The following is a 15,949-nucleotide window of genomic DNA, read 5'->3' as shown; positions in this document are numbered from 1 at the left end:
CGACAAAATAACGTTAAGCGGTTTGCGCCAGATGCGAAGCAATCTTGTTCATGATGGCGTCGGCGCGTTTCACCGCATCGCTGATGTTTACGCGGACGATGGTTTTACCCGCAAAACGCTCCTCAAACTTGATGCCGATATCTTTGGTCAGAATCACCATATCGGCATCCGCCACATCCGCTGCGGTCAGTTCGTTCTCCAGACCAATCGAACCCTGAGTTTCAACCTTTACTTCCCAGCCTTTGGCTTTGCCTGCGCTTTCCAGCGCTTCGGCTGCCATATAGGTGTGCGCAACGCCAGAAGGACATGCGGTTACTGCAACAATCTTCGTCATGGCTCATTTCCTCACTTAATTCATTTCAAAATCCAAATCCAGGTCGTCTTCTTTCTCGTCAACCTGAGACACTTTCTTCCGCGCCAGACTTTTCAGCACGTTCACGCAGATCGCTGTCACCACCGCGCCGACGGCAACGGCCGCAACATAACCCAGCTTGCCTTCCACAACCGGCAGAACAATTAAGCCGCCCCAACCGGCATAACACTGTGCGCCAGACAGCGCAGCCGTTACCGCACCACAGGCAGAGCCAATCATAATGGAGGGGATCACGCGCAGCGGATCGGCGGCAGCAAAAGGAATCGCCCCTTCGGTTACCCCAACGCAGCCCATCACCATCGCGGCTTTACCGGCTTCACGCTCTTCCGAAGAGAAATTCTTGCGGCCAATCAGCGTCGCCAGCCCTAAGCCAAGCGGCGGAACGCAGATACCCACAGCGGCGATTGCCACCACGGTGTAAACCCCTTGCGACACGCAAATCAGCATGAATGCATAGGCGACTTTGTTAACGGGACCACCCATATCAAAAGCCAGCATGAGTCCTAAAATAACGGCCAGTACCACGATGCTGCCCTGCTGCATCCCTTGCAGCCATGCGGTCAGGCTGGTGGTCAGCGCGCCGACCGGCTCACCCAGCCCCCACATCATGATGCCTGCGGTAATAAAGGTGCCGATGATAGGAATAACAAAGATGGGCATCACCGAGCGCAGCACCTTGTGCACGGGGATCTTTTTCAGATAGTGCACCACAATGCCGCCGATAATCCCGGCGATCAGCGCGCCGAAGAACCCGGCACCGAAGCTGTTGCCTACCCATGCGCCAATCGCACAAGGCGCCAGTGCAGAGCGCTCGGCAATGGAATAGCCGATATACGCGGCAAGGAAAGGCACCATTAGCGTCAGCCCTGCGACGCCAATATCAAAAAGTTTCTTGAGATTAGGATCCGTCGCGGCATCGGGTACAGCACCTTTGCCATACAGCATCACGGAGACCGCCAGTAAAATACCGCCTGCCACTACAAAGGGGATCATATGCGAAACCCCGGTCATCAGGTGCTGACGGGTGTTTTTCAGGATCTGCACCAACTCTTTCATAAGTCGCTCCCGGGCCAGTGAAAGCCCATATCCATAACGTTGATGCGGGAAACAATAGGCAATCCGATAAGGTGCAGACAGTGGATAAAAAGGCCATTTACTGGATTTTTGTAATATCAGCACAAAAATGCGATCCGCCTCATAACTTAGTTAATCTCGGAATTTATATGACAGACATTGACATGTGAGTTATATCTCACTTTGAGGCTTACATTACATTTGTCCAGTTTTTGGCAGATTTGTCGCGTGGCACCTTCAGCGGTTGGCCTTTTATCCTGTAGTAAGTAATCGTTATGGGAGAGAGGCTATGGCCCTGGTTGTGGAATTTACCTGTGAGCTGCCCAATGGCGTCCATGCACGTCCGGCAAGCCACGTTGAGACGCTTTGTAACACCTTTACCTCACAGATTGAGTGGCATAATTTGCGCACCGACCGGAAGGGTAATGCGAAGAGCGCGCTGGCACTCATCGGCACCGACACGCTGGCAGGCGACAGTTGTCAGTTACTGATTTCTGGGACCGACGAACAGGCAGCCCACCAGCGCCTCAGCCAGTGGCTACGTGATGAATTTCCGCACTGTGATGCGCCGCTGGCAGAGGTTAAAAGCAGTGAACTGGACCCCCTTCCGGCCTCACTAACAAACCTGAATCCGCAGATTTTCCGCGCCCGCAGCGTATGCACCGGCAGCGCCGGAGGCGTTCTGACGCGGCTCTCCTCACTGGATCTCGACGCACTGGGTTCCCTGCCGCCCGCTAAAGATGCGGAAACAGAACAATCCGCGCTGGATAATGGTCTGACACTATTAATCAAGAATATTGAGTTCCGCCTGCTCGACAGCGACGGTGCCACCAGCGCTATTCTGGAAGCTCACCGCTCGCTGGCGGGTGACGCTTCACTGCGTCAGCATCTGCTGGCAGGTGTTTCCCGCGGGTTAAGCTGCGCTCAGGCGATTGTCGAAAGCGCCAGCCACTTCTGCGAGGAATTCGCCCTTTCCAGCAGCAGCTATTTACAGGAACGCGCGCTGGATGTTCGTGATGTCTGCTTCCAGCTCTTACAACAAATCTATGGCGAACAGCGCTTCCCGGCGCCGGGAAAACTCACCCAACCCGCGGTCTGTATGGCCGATGAACTCACGCCAAGCCAGTTTCTCGAACTGGACAAAACCTTTCTCAAAGGTCTGCTGTTAAAAAGCGGCGGCACCACCTCGCACACGGTTATTCTCGCCCGTTCATTCAACATTCCAACGCTGGTTGGCGTGGAAATTGAGGCGTTATCACCATGGCTACAGCAGACGGTTTATATCGACGGCAACGCAGGCGCCATCGTCGTTGCCCCTGATGAACCCGTTGCTCGTTACTATCAGCAGGAGGCCCGCGTACAAGAAGCCCTGCGCGAGCAGCAGCACATCTGGCTGACTAAGGAAGCGCGCACGGCTGATGGCATTCGCATGGAAGTTGCCGCCAATATCGCCCACTCCGTGGAAGCGCAGGCGGCCTTTGGCAATGGCGCGGAAGCCGTTGGCCTGTTCCGAACCGAAATGCTGTATATGGACCGCGCCTGCGCGCCGGATGAGAACGAGCTGTACAACATTTTTTGCCAGGCGCTGGAGTCCGCTCAGGGACGCAGCATTATCGTGCGCACCATGGATATCGGCGGCGATAAGCCCGTTGATTATCTGAATATTCCTGCCGAAGCCAACCCGTTCCTTGGTTATCGTGCTGTCCGTATTTATGAAGAGTACGCCACGCTGTTTACGACACAACTGCGCTCGATTCTCCGCGCGTCCGCGCACGGCAGCCTGAAAATCATGATCCCGATGATCTCCTCAATGGAAGAGATCCTGTGGGTTAAAGAGAAGCTGGCGGAGGCCAAACAGCAGCTACGTAATGAACACATTCCGTTTGATGAAAAGATCCCGCTCGGCATCATGCTGGAAGTGCCGTCGGTCATGTTCATTATCGATCAGTGCTGCGAAGAGATTGATTTCTTTAGTATTGGCAGTAACGACCTGACGCAGTATCTGCTGGCGGTTGATCGCGACAACGCCAAAGTCACTCGTCATTACAACAGCCTGAATCCTGCTTTCCTGCGCGCGCTGGATTATGCGGTGCAGGCGGTACATCGTCAGGGCAAATGGATTGGCCTGTGCGGCGAACTTGGCGCGAAAGGGTCTGTGCTCCCTCTGCTGGTCGGTTTGGGACTGGACGAGATAAGCATGAGCGCGCCGTCAATTCCCGCCGCTAAAGCACGGATGGCACAACTCGACAGCCGCGCCTGCCGCCAGTTACTGAACCAGGCAATGGCTTGCCGCACCTCGCTGGAGGTAGAGCATCTTCTGGCGCAGTTCCGCATGACCCAGCAAGACGCGCCGCTGGTTACCGCCCAATGCATCACCCTGAACAGCGACTGGCGCAGCAAAGAAGAGGTGATCAAAGGGATGACCGACAACCTGCTGCTGGCAAGCCGCTGCCGCTACCCGCGCAAGCTGGAGGCCGATCTGTGGGCGCGCGAGGCGGTCTTCTCCACCGGATTAGGTTTTAGCTTCGCTATTCCGCACAGCAAATCTGAACATATTGAGCAGTCCACCATCAGCGTGGCGCGCCTGAAGGCGCCGGTACGCTGGGGCGATGACGATGCGCAATTCATCATCATGCTGACGCTCAACAAACACGCCGCAGGCGACCAGCATATGCGTATTTTCTCACGCCTGGCCCGCCGCATTATGCACGAAGAATTCCGCAACGCGCTGGTCAACGCCGCTTCTGCCGACGCTATCGCCAGCCTGCTGCAACACGAACTTGAACTTTAAGAGGATGTATCATGGAACTGTATCTGGACACCGCCAATGTGAAAGAAGTCGAACGTCTGGCGCGCATCTTCCCCATCGCGGGCGTGACCACTAACCCAAGCATTGTTGCTGCGGGTAAAGAATCCATCTGGGATGTGTTACCACGCTTGCAAAAGGCTATCGGCCCGGAAGGTATTCTGTTCGCCCAGACCATGAGCCGCGACGCGCAGGGGATGGTGGAAGAAGCCAGACGCCTGAGCAATGCCGTACCCGGCATTGTTGTCAAAATCCCGGTAACCTCCGAAGGTCTTGCCGCCATTAAGCTTCTGAAAAAAGAAGGCATTCCGACACTCGGCACTGCTGTTTACAGCGCGGCACAAGGGCTGCTTGCCGCCCTGGCTGGCGCGAAATATGTGGCACCTTACGTCAACCGTGTCGACGCTCAGGGCGGAGACGGTATTCGCACCGTGCAAGAACTGCAAAGCCTGCTGGAACAACATGCCCCGGAAAGCAAAGTGCTGGCAGCCAGCTTCAAAACCCCTCGCCAGGCGCTCGATTGCCTGCTGGCAGGTTGCGAAGCGATCACGCTTCCCCTGGATGTAGCGCAACAAATGCTCGATACCCCTGCGGTAGAGTCAGCAATAGAGAAGTTTGAGCAGGACTGGAATAACGCATTTGGCAATCTCAACCTGTAACCGGGCGTCAGGGTCACGGTACGTGGCCCGCATCGCCAATGGAGGAAATATATGGACCGCATTATTCAATCCCCAGGTAAGTATATTCAGGGTGCAGACGTTATCACCCGTCTCGGTGAGTATCTCAAACCACTGGCAGCAAGCTGGCTGGTGGTGGGAGACAAATTTGTTTTAGGTTTTGCCCAGGAGGCGTTGCAAAAAAGCCTGGCCGATGCCGGACTGGCCTGCGAAGTGGTGCCTTTCGGCGGCGAATGTTCACAAAATGAGATAGACCGTCTGCGTGCTATCGCGGAAAGCGCACATTGCGGCGCCGTGCTCGGTATCGGCGGCGGTAAAACGCTGGATACCGCGAAAGCGCTGGCGCACTTTATGGGCGTACCTGTCGCCATCGCGCCGACCATCGCCTCCACCGACGCGCCGTGCAGCGCGCTTTCCGTCATCTATACCGACGCCGGTGAATTTGACCGTTATCTCCTGCTGCCCAATAACCCGGACCGCGTCATTGTCGACACCAAAATCGTAGCTGGTGCACCGGCTCGTTTACTGGCTGCGGGTATCGGTGATGCGCTGGCAACCTGGTTCGAAGCCCGCGCCTGTTCACGCAGCGGCGCCACGACCATGGCAGGTGGTCAGTGCACTCAGGCTGCATTAGCGCTGGCGGAGCTTTGCTACAACACGCTGCTTGAAGAGGGCGAAAAAGCGATGCTGGCCGCAGAACAGCACGTGGTCACCCCGGCGCTGGAGCGCGTTATTGAAGCCAATACCTATCTGAGCGGCGTGGGTTTTGAAAGCGGCGGTCTGGCAGCGGCGCACGCGGTGCATAACGGCCTGACGGCCATTCCCGATGCGCACCACTACTACCACGGCGAGAAAGTCGCTTTTGGTACGCTGACACAACTGGTTCTGGAAAACGCGCCAGCGGAAGAAATTGAAACCGTCGCCGCGCTTACTCACGCCGTTGGGTTGCCTGTTACGCTGGCACAGCTGGATATTACCGAAGACATTCCTGCAAAAATGCGCATCGTGGCAGAAGCGGCCTGTGCCGAAGGCGAAACCATACACAACATGCCGGGTGGGGCAACAGCAGATCAGGTGTACGCTGCGCTCCTGGTCGCCGACCAGTACGGTCAGCGCTTCCTTCAAGAGTGGGAATAACCCATTAACACTCCCGGCAATGTCCGGGAGTGTTTCTTTATGTTCCTTTCTAGTGATATTGTCACTGCAGTTTATGTGCTTTATAGTGCGTTTTTCCTCTTAGCGAACCCGCACCATGCAATCATCAGACAGAAGAATGCGCATCTATGCCATTCTGCAGCAGGACAAAAAGGTCGTGGTCAATGACCTGGCGGAGAAGTTTGGCGTCACCAAAATGACCATTCGCCGCGACCTCTCCTTCTTCGAAAAGCAGGGCATTGTGAAAACCAGCTACGGCGGCGCGTATCTGACAAGCGGTGCCAGCGTGGAACCCAGTTTTCAGCTCAAATCCGTACAGATGGTTGATGATAAGCACCTGATTGGACAAAAAGCGGCTGAACGGGTGGAAGATGGTGACACGATCATTATCGACTGCGGCACCACAGCGCTGGCGTTTGCTCAATGTCTCTTTGATAAAAAAATAATGGTGATCACCAACTCCGTGCCGGTGGTTAACCTGCTCAAGGGCCGCAGCAACATCAAATTGATTGTCGCACCCGGCGAGTATGAAGATGACACCCAGGGAATGGTCTCTTTTAGCACGGCTGAGTTCTTCAGTACGCTGCATGCCGACAAAGTGTTTCTTAGCACTCAGGGCATCAACGAACAAGGGGAACTGACGGTCCCCAAAATCACTGATGCCCATGTGAAGCGTGCGCTGGCGCGTGCCGGACGGCAAAAATTCCTACTGGCCGATAAAAGTAAATTCGGCCAGACCTTCCTTGCCGGGCATGGCCAACTGAGCGATTTTGATGTCGTCATCAGCCAAAGCGGTATTTCTGCCGACGTCCTGACCCTTCTTAACGGCCATTGTGCTGAACTCATCCTTGCCGATAGCGTCGAATAACCCTCCGCGCCCTTCACGGGCGCTTGTGTTTTTTTGTGCCTTTAAATGTTCTGTTTGGATTCTTTTGTGACAAAAGGAACACAATGGATCATTTTATGGTTGACAAAAGCACACCTCAGGCATGAAATGCTATAAAACCATTTCACCAGTGAGGGAATTTATGAACGGATTGCTCAGCTTCAAACCCACCAACAATGATTGCGACTTTGCGCGCATCGCCAAAAAACAGGATCAGATGTTCCATCGCGTGGCGACCCTCTGCCCGGAACGTGCCGAAATCATTACCGACTCCTTCAAACGCTCAGAAGGGAAATCGATCGTTATTCGCCGCGCCCTCGCGCTGGCCGACATTCTGGAAAAAATGACGATCTACATTGAGCCGGACATGCTGATCGTCGGTAACCAGGCCAGTGCAAACTTCGCCGCACCCGTCTTCCCGGAATTTTCCTTCAACTGGGTTATCGACGAGCTGGACGAATTCGACAAACGCTCCGGTGACAGCTTCCAGGTTTCAGAAGAGACCAAAGCGCGCCTGCGCGTGTTGCAAGATTACTGGCAGGGTAAAACTCACCAGGATGAGGTGCTGGCAAACCTGCCGCAAATTAACCGCCTGGCGGAGAAACAGGGCGTTCTGCACCGTGGCGGCATCAGCATGTCTGGTGACGGTCACATCATCCCCAATCATGATTTCGTGCTAGAAGTCGGCTACGGCGGCATGCGCAATATCGCCAGACAGCATCTGGCCGAAGATAAAGACCTGACCGAAGAACAGACCGACTTCTACCAGGCCGTTATCATCACCATGGAAGCGGCGCTGAACTACTGCAAGCGCTTCTCTGTACTGGCAAAAGAAGAAGCCGGGAAAACCACCGACGCCAAACGCCGCGAAGAGCTGCTGGCAATGAGCGAGATGTTCGCCCATCTGATGGAAGGCAAAGCGCAGAGCTTCTACGAAGCCGTGGAAGCGGTCTATCTGACCCACCTGCTGATGATGATCGAAAGTAACGGTCACTCCTTCTCCTTCGGCCGTTTTGACCAGTACGTCTGGCCGTACTACGAAGCAGACATTAACGCCGGCAAAATCAGCAAAGAGAAGGCGCTGGAGATCCTGACCCACTTCTTCATCATGACCAACAGCCTGAACAAAGTACGTCCGTGGGGCCACACCCAGTACAGCGGCGGCTACCCGCTCTACTCCAACCTGATGGTGGGGGGCATGAAGCCGGACGGTACTGACGGCACCAACGATCTCTCTTATCTGTCGCTGGAAGCCATGGCGCTGACCGGTCTGCCGGAGCCAAACCTGAGTGTGCGTTTTTCCAAAGACACCCCGCATTCACTGATGCAGGACGCTGCAAAATTGATCCGTAAAGGCTTTGGCATGCCGTCTATCTTCTGCGACGAAGTGGTGATCCCAGCGATGATGACCCTTGGTCTGACGGAAGAAGTGGCGCGCGAATATGCCTCAATGGGCTGTGTGGAAACCGCAATTCCGGGCCGCTGGGGGCACCGCGCCACCGGCATGACCTATGTGAACTTCGGCAAAATCCTTGAGCTGGTCATGAACAACGGCTGCGATCCGGCGACCGGCGTCCAATTGGTCAAAATAAACGGCAAAGAGGGGCGCGAGATCAATTATGAGTCTTATGACGAAGTCTGGGCCGCATGGAACCAGTTGCTGGAGTTCTACTCCGATCTGGCGGTGGACTGCGATCTGGTATGCGATCGCGCACTGAAATATCACGATGCCGATGCCTTTGCCTCTGCGACCATTAACTGCTCGCTGGAGCGTGGCAAGACCCTGAAAAACGGCGGCGCGGAATATGACTTTGTCAGTTCTTCCAACATCGGCCCTTCCGTGGTGGGCGACAGCCTCGCCGCAGTGAAAAAACTGGTCTTTGATGACAAGGTACTGACGCTCAAACAACTGCGCGACGCGATGGACAGCAACTTCGATGGCATTGAAGGCGCCCGCGTGCGTAAGCTGTGCCGCAACGCACCGAAGTTCGGTAACGATATCGACTATGTCGACCATATCGTCGCCGACGTATTCGAGTCCTACCTGAAACTGCTGCCGAAATACAAAACCGATCGCTACGGTAAAGGACCGAAGGGCTGCGGCTATACCATGTCCACGTCCAACATTACCTCTTACGTACCGAACGGTTTTGATGTAGGGGCAACGCCGGATGGTCGTCTGGCAACTCTGCCGCTAAACGAAGGCGCGTCTCCGTGCCTCGGTGCGGATAAAGAAGGTCCAACCGCAGTGATTAACTCCGTTTCGAAACTGCCAAACCAGAAAATCGCTGGCGGTCAGTTGCTGAATATGAAATTCACCCCGAGCGCGCTGGAAGGCGACGAAAACCTGGAGAAATTCACCGCCTTCATGGAGGCCAGCCGCGAGAAAAATATCTTCCATAACCAGTTCAATATTATCGATTCAAATATTCTGCGGGCGGCGAAAGCACACCCGGAAGATTATCCGAACCTGATGGTCCGCGTGGCCGGTTATTGTGCGCTGTTCTCAACGCTGATGCCGGAAGCGCAGGATGCGATTATCGCCCGTACAGAACTGGCCTGGTAAGGCGGAGAGCACCATGAAAACAGGTTTGATATCCCGCATTCAGCGCTACTCGACCAAAGATGGTCCGGGGATACGCAGTACCGTATTCATGCAGCAGTGTAATTTGCGCTGCCAGTGGTGTGCGAATCCGGAAACCATCAAGCCTGGCTTTAACGTGTTCTGGTTTAAAGAACGTTGCCGTCAGTGCGGTTCCTGTGTGCAGGCGGCAGCGAATAACGCCATTACCTTTGCTGCACCTGGCGAGGGGGTGAATATTGACCGTAAGCAGTGTAGCAACCTGCTTGAGATGGTCGATATTTGCCCTTACGACGCCTACGAAAAAGTCGGTAAAGAGATGACCTCCCGCGAACTGGCAGATCTGCTGTTACGCGATAAAGCGTTTTACGACGAAAGCCACGGCGGCGTGACCTTCTCCGGTGGTGAACCCGCACTGCAGGCGGAATTTATCACGCAGACCGCACAGCATCTAAAAGCAGCAGGTGTTCATCTTTGTCTCGACACTGCCGGTAACATACGCCGTGACAAGCTGCTGCCCCTGGTGGACACGGTGGATATGGTTTCTTACGACTTTAAAGCGTTCGACCCGGAAATCCACCTTGCCTGTACGGGGGTGGATAACCGGTTGATCCTGGAAAACGCAAAAGCGATCGCCGCCACAGGAAAGCCCATTCTGGCACGCATGGTGATCGTCCCGACGCGTAACGATCAGCCGGAAGATATCCGCAAGCGGCTTGATTTTATCCACAGCCTCGGCAGCGCCGTACAGCAGGTGGATATTCTGGAGTATCACATTTATGGCATCGGCAAATATGAAAAGCTCGGTATGCCTTACCTTCTTCATGATCTCCCGCCCGTTCAGCGGGACATGATCGCTCAGATAAAACAGTACGCCGAAGATATTGGCCTCAAGGCTACCATCGGCGGTTAAGGAAAACAGATGCTGAACTTTACCCTGACGGATAACTACGCTGAAATGAGCACGCTGGCGGCAAAACGTGTCGCGCAGGCGCTGGAGCGTAAACCGGATTTAGTGATGGCGCTGCCCACCGGCGGCACGCCAATCGGCTTATTACAAGAGATGAGCCGCATGGCTCGCGACAACGAAGCGGATTTTTCGCGGGCGTATTCGTTCAATATTGATGAATACATCCCGCTGACCAAAGACGATCCACAGAGCTATTACTGGTTCCTGGAAAATTACTTTTACCAGCATGCCAACCTGCCTGTTGAAAACCGCTTTGTGCCCGATGTGCTGGCCGCCGATCTGGCGGTTGAATGCGCCCGCTATGAACGCATGATTCAGGATCACGGCAATTTCGATCTCGCGGTCCTCGGTATCGGCCATGACGGACATATCGGTTTTAACGAACCCCACAGTACACACAGCCCGGTGTGCCACGTTATCGATCTGAATGACGAGACCATCGAAGCCAACGCCCGTTTCTTCGAACGCCGTGAAGATGTGCCACGCCAGGCCATTACCCTTGGCATGGGGACTATCCTCAAAAGCAAAGAGATTGTGTTGATTGCCAACGGCGAGTCAAAAGCGCACGTCATGAAACAGCTCTATGAATGCACGGCAATTGACCCGCTTTTCCCGGCATCTTTTTTGTTATTGCATCCCGATGTCACCATTATCTGTGACCGGGAAGCCGCTTCACTTATTCCTTCTCTGAGGTGACACCATGATCATCCAAAGCGAGCGTGTCTGGCTTTCCGGCGGCTTTTATCCGGCAACGATTCACATTGAGAATGGCCGTATCAGCAATGTCGCCATGGGCCTGTCTGACAACGCCAACCTCGATTTTGCTAAGCGCCGTATTATCCCCGGCCTTATCGACAGCCACGCTCACGGCGGATGGGATTACGATACCAACGAGAATAATCCCGAAGGCTTGCGCCGCTGGGCGGCTAATCTCCCGGCAGAAGGGGTAACGGCTTTTTGCCCCACCACGGTGACAGACGAAGATGCCACGCTGATCTCTGCGCTGGAGAATATTTCCCGCGTGATGGATGAAGGTTATGCGGGCGCGGAGATCCTCGGGATTCATTTCGAAGGTCCGTTTCTGTGCCAGAAATACCGTGGCGCGCAGCCAGAAAAACAAATTCGCCCGGCCAGCGTGGTGGAGTTCCAGGCTTTCGAAAAAGCGGCGCGTAATCGCATTGTCGCCATTACCCTGGCGCCAGAACACGATAAAGGCCTCTCCCTGACCCGTTACTGCGCGCAAAGGGGGATAGCCGTCAATATGGGCCATTCCGATGCCTCGTTTGAGCAGGTGCTGGAAGCCGTCGCAAACGGTGCGAAGAACGTTACCCACGTCTATAACGGCATGGCGAAATATGTGAATCGCGAACCTGGGCTTCTTGGTGCGGCTTTTCGCCTGGACGGACTGTATGGGGAAGTGATCGCCGATGGTATCTTCGTGAGCCTTGTCTCTGCCTCCCACCTGTACCGGGTGAAGAATGACGATGAAGTTATTATGATCAGCGACTCCATGAAATCGAAGGGATGTCCACCAGGACGTTACATGTTTGGCGGCGAACCAATGATTTTAGGCGAAGATGGCGCCACACGACGCGAGAATGGCGTGCTGGTCGGCAGCGCGCTGCATCTGAATCGCGGTTTATACAATATGGTCGAAGGCGCGATGGTGCCGTTTGGCGCAGCGCTGAAATCCTGCACGATCAACCCGGCTCGGCTGCTGGGGCTTGACGGACACAAAGGAAAACTGCAACGCGGCTATGACGCCGATATTGTGGTGCTGGAGGATAACTATGATGTGCACACCACGTTCTGTTGTGGCGAGGTGGCGTATAGCGTCGCCGGATGATGCGCTCACCCGGCATTTACGCTGGCTTATACCGCCGGGCGTACACCCAGTGTGTGGCAGATGGCGTAGCTCATTTCCGCGCGGTTCAGGGTATAAAAGTGGAAGTCTTTAACCCCTTCGCGGCTGAGAATTTTTACCATGTCCATGGCGATGCTGGCGCCAACCAGCTTACGCGTTTCGGCATCGTCATCCAGTCCTTCAAACATTTGTGACATCCACGCCGGAATACGCACGTTGGTCATATCGGCAAATTTTTTCGCCTGTTTAAAGTTAGTGACTGGCAGGATCCCCGGAATAATTTCAACGTCAATGCCCGTCGACGCACAGCGGTCGCGGAAACGCAGATAGCTTTCTACGTCAAAGAAGAACTGGGTGATGGCACGGTTAGCGCCCGCCTCAACCTTGCGTCTCAGATTAAGTAAATCTGCCTGTGCGCTTTTTGCTTCCGGATGCACTTCCGGGTAAGCAGCAACGGAGATATCAAAATCCGCCACCTCTTTAAGCAAGGTCACCAGGTCGGCAGCATACATATCCGGCTTGCCGCTACCCGGTGGCAGATCGCCACGCAGCGCCACGATATGGCGAATACCGTTGTCCCAATAATCTTTTGCGATAGCACGCAGTTCATCACGGGTTGCATCGATACAGGTCAGGTGCGGTACTGCTTCCAGGCCGGTACGATCTTTAATGCCTTTGATGATGCTGTGGGTGCGGTCGCGCTCGCCGGAGTTGGCACCGTAGGTGACGGAGACAAATTTCGGCTTGAGGCTGCTCAGACGATCAATGGAGTTCCACAAGGTCTGTTCCATTTCACTGGTGCGCGGCGGAAAAAATTCAAATGAAACATTAATCTGACCGTGCACTTCAGCCAGGCTCTGATTCAGGGCTTCCCGCTGGTTGGCGTGAAAAAAGCTCATACCTTACCTCATCAATCGCGTGTTGTTATTTATTGCGCTACGAACATCTATCCGTTTAGACGTCCAGATGTAAAAATGACGGAAAAGCGGACGGGCGTCAACAGGAAAATCATCATAATGCGTGAGGAATGTTCAGCGAAGATGAAAAAAGTTCATGGCGGTCAGGGTGAGTGCGCGCTGATGCCCTCACCCAACCCTCTCACACAGCGAGAGGGAGAAAACCTACGGACTACAGCAACTGCGCCAGGCGGTTGATATCCGACTGAATTGCGCCGGCAGTGACATCACGACCGGCTCCCGGCCCACGGATCACCAGCGGGTTATCGCGATACCAGCGGCTTTCGATGGCAAACACATTGTCGCAAGGCAGCAGTGCCGCCAGCGGATGTTCCGGACGCACCGCTTCCACACCCACACGCGCTTTGCCGTTGGCATCAAAACGCGCCACATAACGCAGCACCAGTCCCATCTCGCGAGCGGCTTCCAGACGCTGTGTCATTTGCTCATTCAGCTCATCGCCATTCTCAAAGAAGTGGTCGATAGACTCTTCTTCACAGCTCGTCGGCACCAGGGACTCCACGCGCACGTGGTCTGGCTCGATGTCATAGCCTGCCTCACGCGCCAGAATGACCAGCTTACGCATCACATCTTTACCGGAGAGATCGACGCGCGGGTCGGGCTCGGTCAATCCCTGCTGCCAGGCCTGATCGACCAGGTCGGTAAACGGCACGGTGCCATCAAATTGCAGGAACAACCAGGAAAGCGTACCGGAGAAGATACCACTGATGGCCAGAATACTGTCGCCGCTGTCGATAAGATCGCGCACCGTATGGTTTACTGGCAACCCAGCCCCAACGGTGGCGTTATACAACCAGCGACGTCCGGTTTTTTCAAATGCGTCGTGGATCTGGCGGTACTTATTACTGCTGCTGGCACCCGCCAGTTTATTGGCGCTGATCACATGGAAACCGTGGCTGGCGAAATCCAGATACTGGTCGGCAAGCTGTGGGCTCGCGGTGACATCCAGCACCACCAGATCATCGTACGGATGCGCACGCATCCACAGAAATAGCGCCTCTTCCTCCTGCTCGACCGCCTCATCATTGAAGAAGGCCAGCGCCCGGCTGGCGTCGAGACCATCGTAATTCAACAAGCTGCGGCGGCTATCCACCACCCCTGCGAGAACAAATTCGAACCCGGTACGGGCAGACAGCGCGCTCTGTTCGCGGGCAAACAGTTCCAGCCAGCGAGAACCAATATTGCCTTTACCAAACAACATCAGGCCAATGCGTTTTTCCGCGCGGAACAGTGACTGATGCAGCCCCTGAATCAGACTTTCCGTTGGCCCTACGCGCAGCACGGCAACAAGGCTGATCCCCTCATCTGACTGCCAGACGAATTCCACGGCCTGACCTTTCAATTGTTGCCAGAAACGGTGGCTGTGCAACGGATTACGGCAAACGCCCGCCCCGACCAGCGCCACCAGCGCCAGCCCCTGACGTAAACGCAACTCGCCCGGCAGACCGGCTTCGTCGAGCAGTTTAAAGACGCTATCCACCACTTCCGAGGTGTAGCAGAGTTGCAGCAAATTACGGTCAGCGTGCGCGCCTGTCGCCAGCGGACGAACCTGAGCGCGCTTGAGGATCACCTCAATATCACGTTGAGCCAGTTTGAAATCTTGCCCGGCAGGGACCTGAAACTCGATCAGACAGACATCATCATGACTGGTGACGATGCGGGCACCCGTGCCAGATGCCAGTACGCGCTCAATACGCGTGGAACCCTGCTCCGGGTTATAGCTACAACGCAACTGCAAATCGATATTACTGCCGGATACCGGCTGTAAGGTTCGGGCGTGCAGTACAGGTGCTGCCAGACGGGCCAGCTCGCTGGCTTCATCCAGACGCAGCAGAGGCAGCAGGCAGGCATCTTTCACTTTACGCGGGTCGGCGCTGTACACCCCGGCCACGTCGCTCCAGATCGTCACGCGGGTAACACCGGCTAATGCGCCAATTTGCGTTGCCGAGTAGTCAGAACCATTACGCCCCAACAGTACGGTTTCGCCCGCCTCGTTACGGCTGATAAAGCCCGTCACAACGATACGTTTATCCGGATGCTGCGCCAGCAGTTGCTGGAACAGCGGCCAGGAGGCGCCTTCGTTGACCTGCGGCTGTGCCGCGCGTTCCGCGCGCAGAAACTCGCGCGCATCAAGCCATGCCGACGCTTGACCTTGCTGATTCAGTACGGCAGACATCAGACGCGCAGACCACACTTCCCCATGCCCCACCACTTCGGCGTAGACCGCATCGGTAATGCCACCGTCCAGCAACCCGGCCAGGCGCTCGAGGTCACGAATAAACTCGCTAATCAGGCCATCAGCCACCTCCGGTGACAACAACCCGGAAATCAGCTCGCTCTGGTAACGACGTAACGACTGTTGAACCTGATGCGCAGAGAGACGATCGGTCTGGCTCAATTTAAGCCAGTTAATCAACTGGTTAGTGGTACTGCCTGCTGCCGAAACGACCATCAAATCGCCCGGTTGCGAATATTCCGCCATGATCCCCGCGACGCGCAGGTAACATTTCACATCAGCCAGACTGCTCCCACCAAACTTATGCAGTTGACGAACCTTCGCCCCTGCCTGCGCATTCACACTCATGT

General features: G+C 55.2%; 12 protein-coding genes. 8 read left to right on the top strand and 4 right to left on the bottom strand.

Going from position 1 to position 15,949, the window contains the following annotated elements:
- Positions 1–13 precede the first annotated feature (13 nt).
- Both IP582_RS00610 and IP582_RS00605 read right to left on the bottom strand, forming a co-directional pair.
- Positions 14–334 carry a PTS fructose-like transporter subunit IIB gene (locus IP582_RS00610; RefSeq protein ID WP_193794810.1) on the bottom strand — a complete coding sequence of 107 codons (321 nt, stop codon included), beginning with the start codon at positions 332–334 and terminating at the stop codon, positions 14–16.
- A 15-nt stretch (positions 335–349) separates the two neighbouring features.
- A complete protein-coding gene (locus IP582_RS00605; RefSeq protein ID WP_193794809.1) occupies positions 350–1,429 on the bottom strand; it encodes a PTS fructose transporter subunit EIIC in 1,080 nt (359 codons plus the stop codon).
- Between the two features lie 307 nt (positions 1,430–1,736).
- Here IP582_RS00605 and ptsP point away from each other — a divergent pair, with 307 nt between their 5' ends.
- From ptsP to nagA, 8 genes are all read left to right on the top strand, one after another.
- Positions 1,737–4,238 (top strand): phosphoenolpyruvate--protein phosphotransferase, encoded by a 2,502-nt coding sequence (gene ptsP / locus IP582_RS00600; protein WP_193794808.1) that lies wholly within the window; start codon positions 1,737–1,739, stop codon positions 4,236–4,238.
- 11 nt (positions 4,239–4,249) lie between these two features.
- Positions 4,250–4,912, top strand: a complete 663-nt coding sequence (gene fsa, locus IP582_RS00595; protein WP_125125581.1) for a fructose-6-phosphate aldolase — start codon at positions 4,250–4,252, stop codon at positions 4,910–4,912.
- Positions 4,913–4,963: 51 nt separating this feature from the next.
- Complete coding sequence (locus tag IP582_RS00590; protein WP_039077285.1) at positions 4,964–6,067, top strand: glycerol dehydrogenase; 1,104 nt, start codon at positions 4,964–4,966, stop codon at positions 6,065–6,067.
- A gap of 136 nt (positions 6,068–6,203) precedes the next feature.
- The gene (locus IP582_RS00585; RefSeq protein ID WP_108702235.1) at positions 6,204–6,953 is read left to right on the top strand and encodes a DeoR/GlpR family DNA-binding transcription regulator; all 750 of its coding nucleotides are present in this window, start codon (positions 6,204–6,206) and stop codon (positions 6,951–6,953) included.
- A gap of 160 nt (positions 6,954–7,113) precedes the next feature.
- The gene (locus IP582_RS00580; protein WP_193794807.1) at positions 7,114–9,537 is read left to right on the top strand and encodes a formate C-acetyltransferase/glycerol dehydratase family glycyl radical enzyme; all 2,424 of its coding nucleotides are present in this window, start codon (positions 7,114–7,116) and stop codon (positions 9,535–9,537) included.
- A gap of 13 nt (positions 9,538–9,550) precedes the next feature.
- The gene (locus tag IP582_RS00575; RefSeq protein WP_079498476.1) at positions 9,551–10,465 is read left to right on the top strand and encodes a glycyl-radical enzyme activating protein; all 915 of its coding nucleotides are present in this window, start codon (positions 9,551–9,553) and stop codon (positions 10,463–10,465) included.
- 9 nt (positions 10,466–10,474) lie between these two features.
- On the top strand, positions 10,475–11,218 hold the full coding sequence (gene nagB / locus IP582_RS00570) for a glucosamine-6-phosphate deaminase (RefSeq protein ID WP_125125583.1): 744 nt from the start codon (positions 10,475–10,477) through the stop codon (positions 11,216–11,218).
- Between the two features lie 4 nt (positions 11,219–11,222).
- The gene (gene nagA / locus IP582_RS00565; protein WP_193794806.1) at positions 11,223–12,368 is read left to right on the top strand and encodes an N-acetylglucosamine-6-phosphate deacetylase; all 1,146 of its coding nucleotides are present in this window, start codon (positions 11,223–11,225) and stop codon (positions 12,366–12,368) included.
- Positions 12,369–12,394: 26 nt separating this feature from the next.
- On the opposite strand, the gene metF is transcribed toward nagA, so the two are convergent.
- Both metF and IP582_RS00555 read right to left on the bottom strand, forming a co-directional pair.
- A complete protein-coding gene (gene metF, locus IP582_RS00560) occupies positions 12,395–13,285 on the bottom strand; it encodes a methylenetetrahydrofolate reductase (protein ID WP_039077291.1) in 891 nt (296 codons plus the stop codon).
- Between the two features lie 229 nt (positions 13,286–13,514).
- On the bottom strand, positions 13,515–15,947 hold the full coding sequence (locus IP582_RS00555) for a bifunctional aspartate kinase/homoserine dehydrogenase II (RefSeq protein ID WP_193794805.1): 2,433 nt from the start codon (positions 15,945–15,947) through the stop codon (positions 13,515–13,517).
- Positions 15,948–15,949: the final 2 nt, after the last annotated feature.

The sequence above is a fragment of the Citrobacter sp. BDA59-3 genome (assembly GCF_015167655.1).
Lineage (GTDB): Bacteria > Pseudomonadota > Gammaproteobacteria > Enterobacterales > Enterobacteriaceae > Phytobacter > Phytobacter diazotrophicus.
This window is presented reverse-complemented; position numbering and strand designations above follow the sequence as displayed.

Coding starts and splice junctions, on each gene's coding strand:
- IP582_RS00590 (WP_039077285.1), top strand. CDS start 4,964: ATGGACCGCATTATTCAATCCCCAGGTAAGTATATTCAGGGTGCAGAC.
- IP582_RS00580 (WP_193794807.1), top strand. CDS start 7,114: ATGAACGGATTGCTCAGCTTCAAACCCACCAACAATGATTGCGACTTT.
- IP582_RS00575 (WP_079498476.1), top strand. CDS start 9,551: ATGAAAACAGGTTTGATATCCCGCATTCAGCGCTACTCGACCAAAGAT.
- metF (WP_039077291.1), bottom strand. CDS start 13,285: ATGAGCTTTTTTCACGCCAACCAGCGGGAAGCCCTGAATCAGAGCCTG.
- nagA (WP_193794806.1), top strand. CDS start 11,223: ATGATCATCCAAAGCGAGCGTGTCTGGCTTTCCGGCGGCTTTTATCCG.
- IP582_RS00605 (WP_193794809.1), bottom strand. CDS start 1,429: ATGAAAGAGTTGGTGCAGATCCTGAAAAACACCCGTCAGCACCTGATG.
- fsa (WP_125125581.1), top strand. CDS start 4,250: ATGGAACTGTATCTGGACACCGCCAATGTGAAAGAAGTCGAACGTCTG.
- ptsP (WP_193794808.1), top strand. CDS start 1,737: ATGGCCCTGGTTGTGGAATTTACCTGTGAGCTGCCCAATGGCGTCCAT.
- IP582_RS00585 (WP_108702235.1), top strand. CDS start 6,204: ATGCGCATCTATGCCATTCTGCAGCAGGACAAAAAGGTCGTGGTCAAT.
- IP582_RS00610 (WP_193794810.1), bottom strand. CDS start 334: ATGACGAAGATTGTTGCAGTAACCGCATGTCCTTCTGGCGTTGCGCAC.
- IP582_RS00555 (WP_193794805.1), bottom strand. CDS start 15,947: ATGAGTGTGAATGCGCAGGCAGGGGCGAAGGTTCGTCAACTGCATAAG.
- nagB (WP_125125583.1), top strand. CDS start 10,475: ATGCTGAACTTTACCCTGACGGATAACTACGCTGAAATGAGCACGCTG.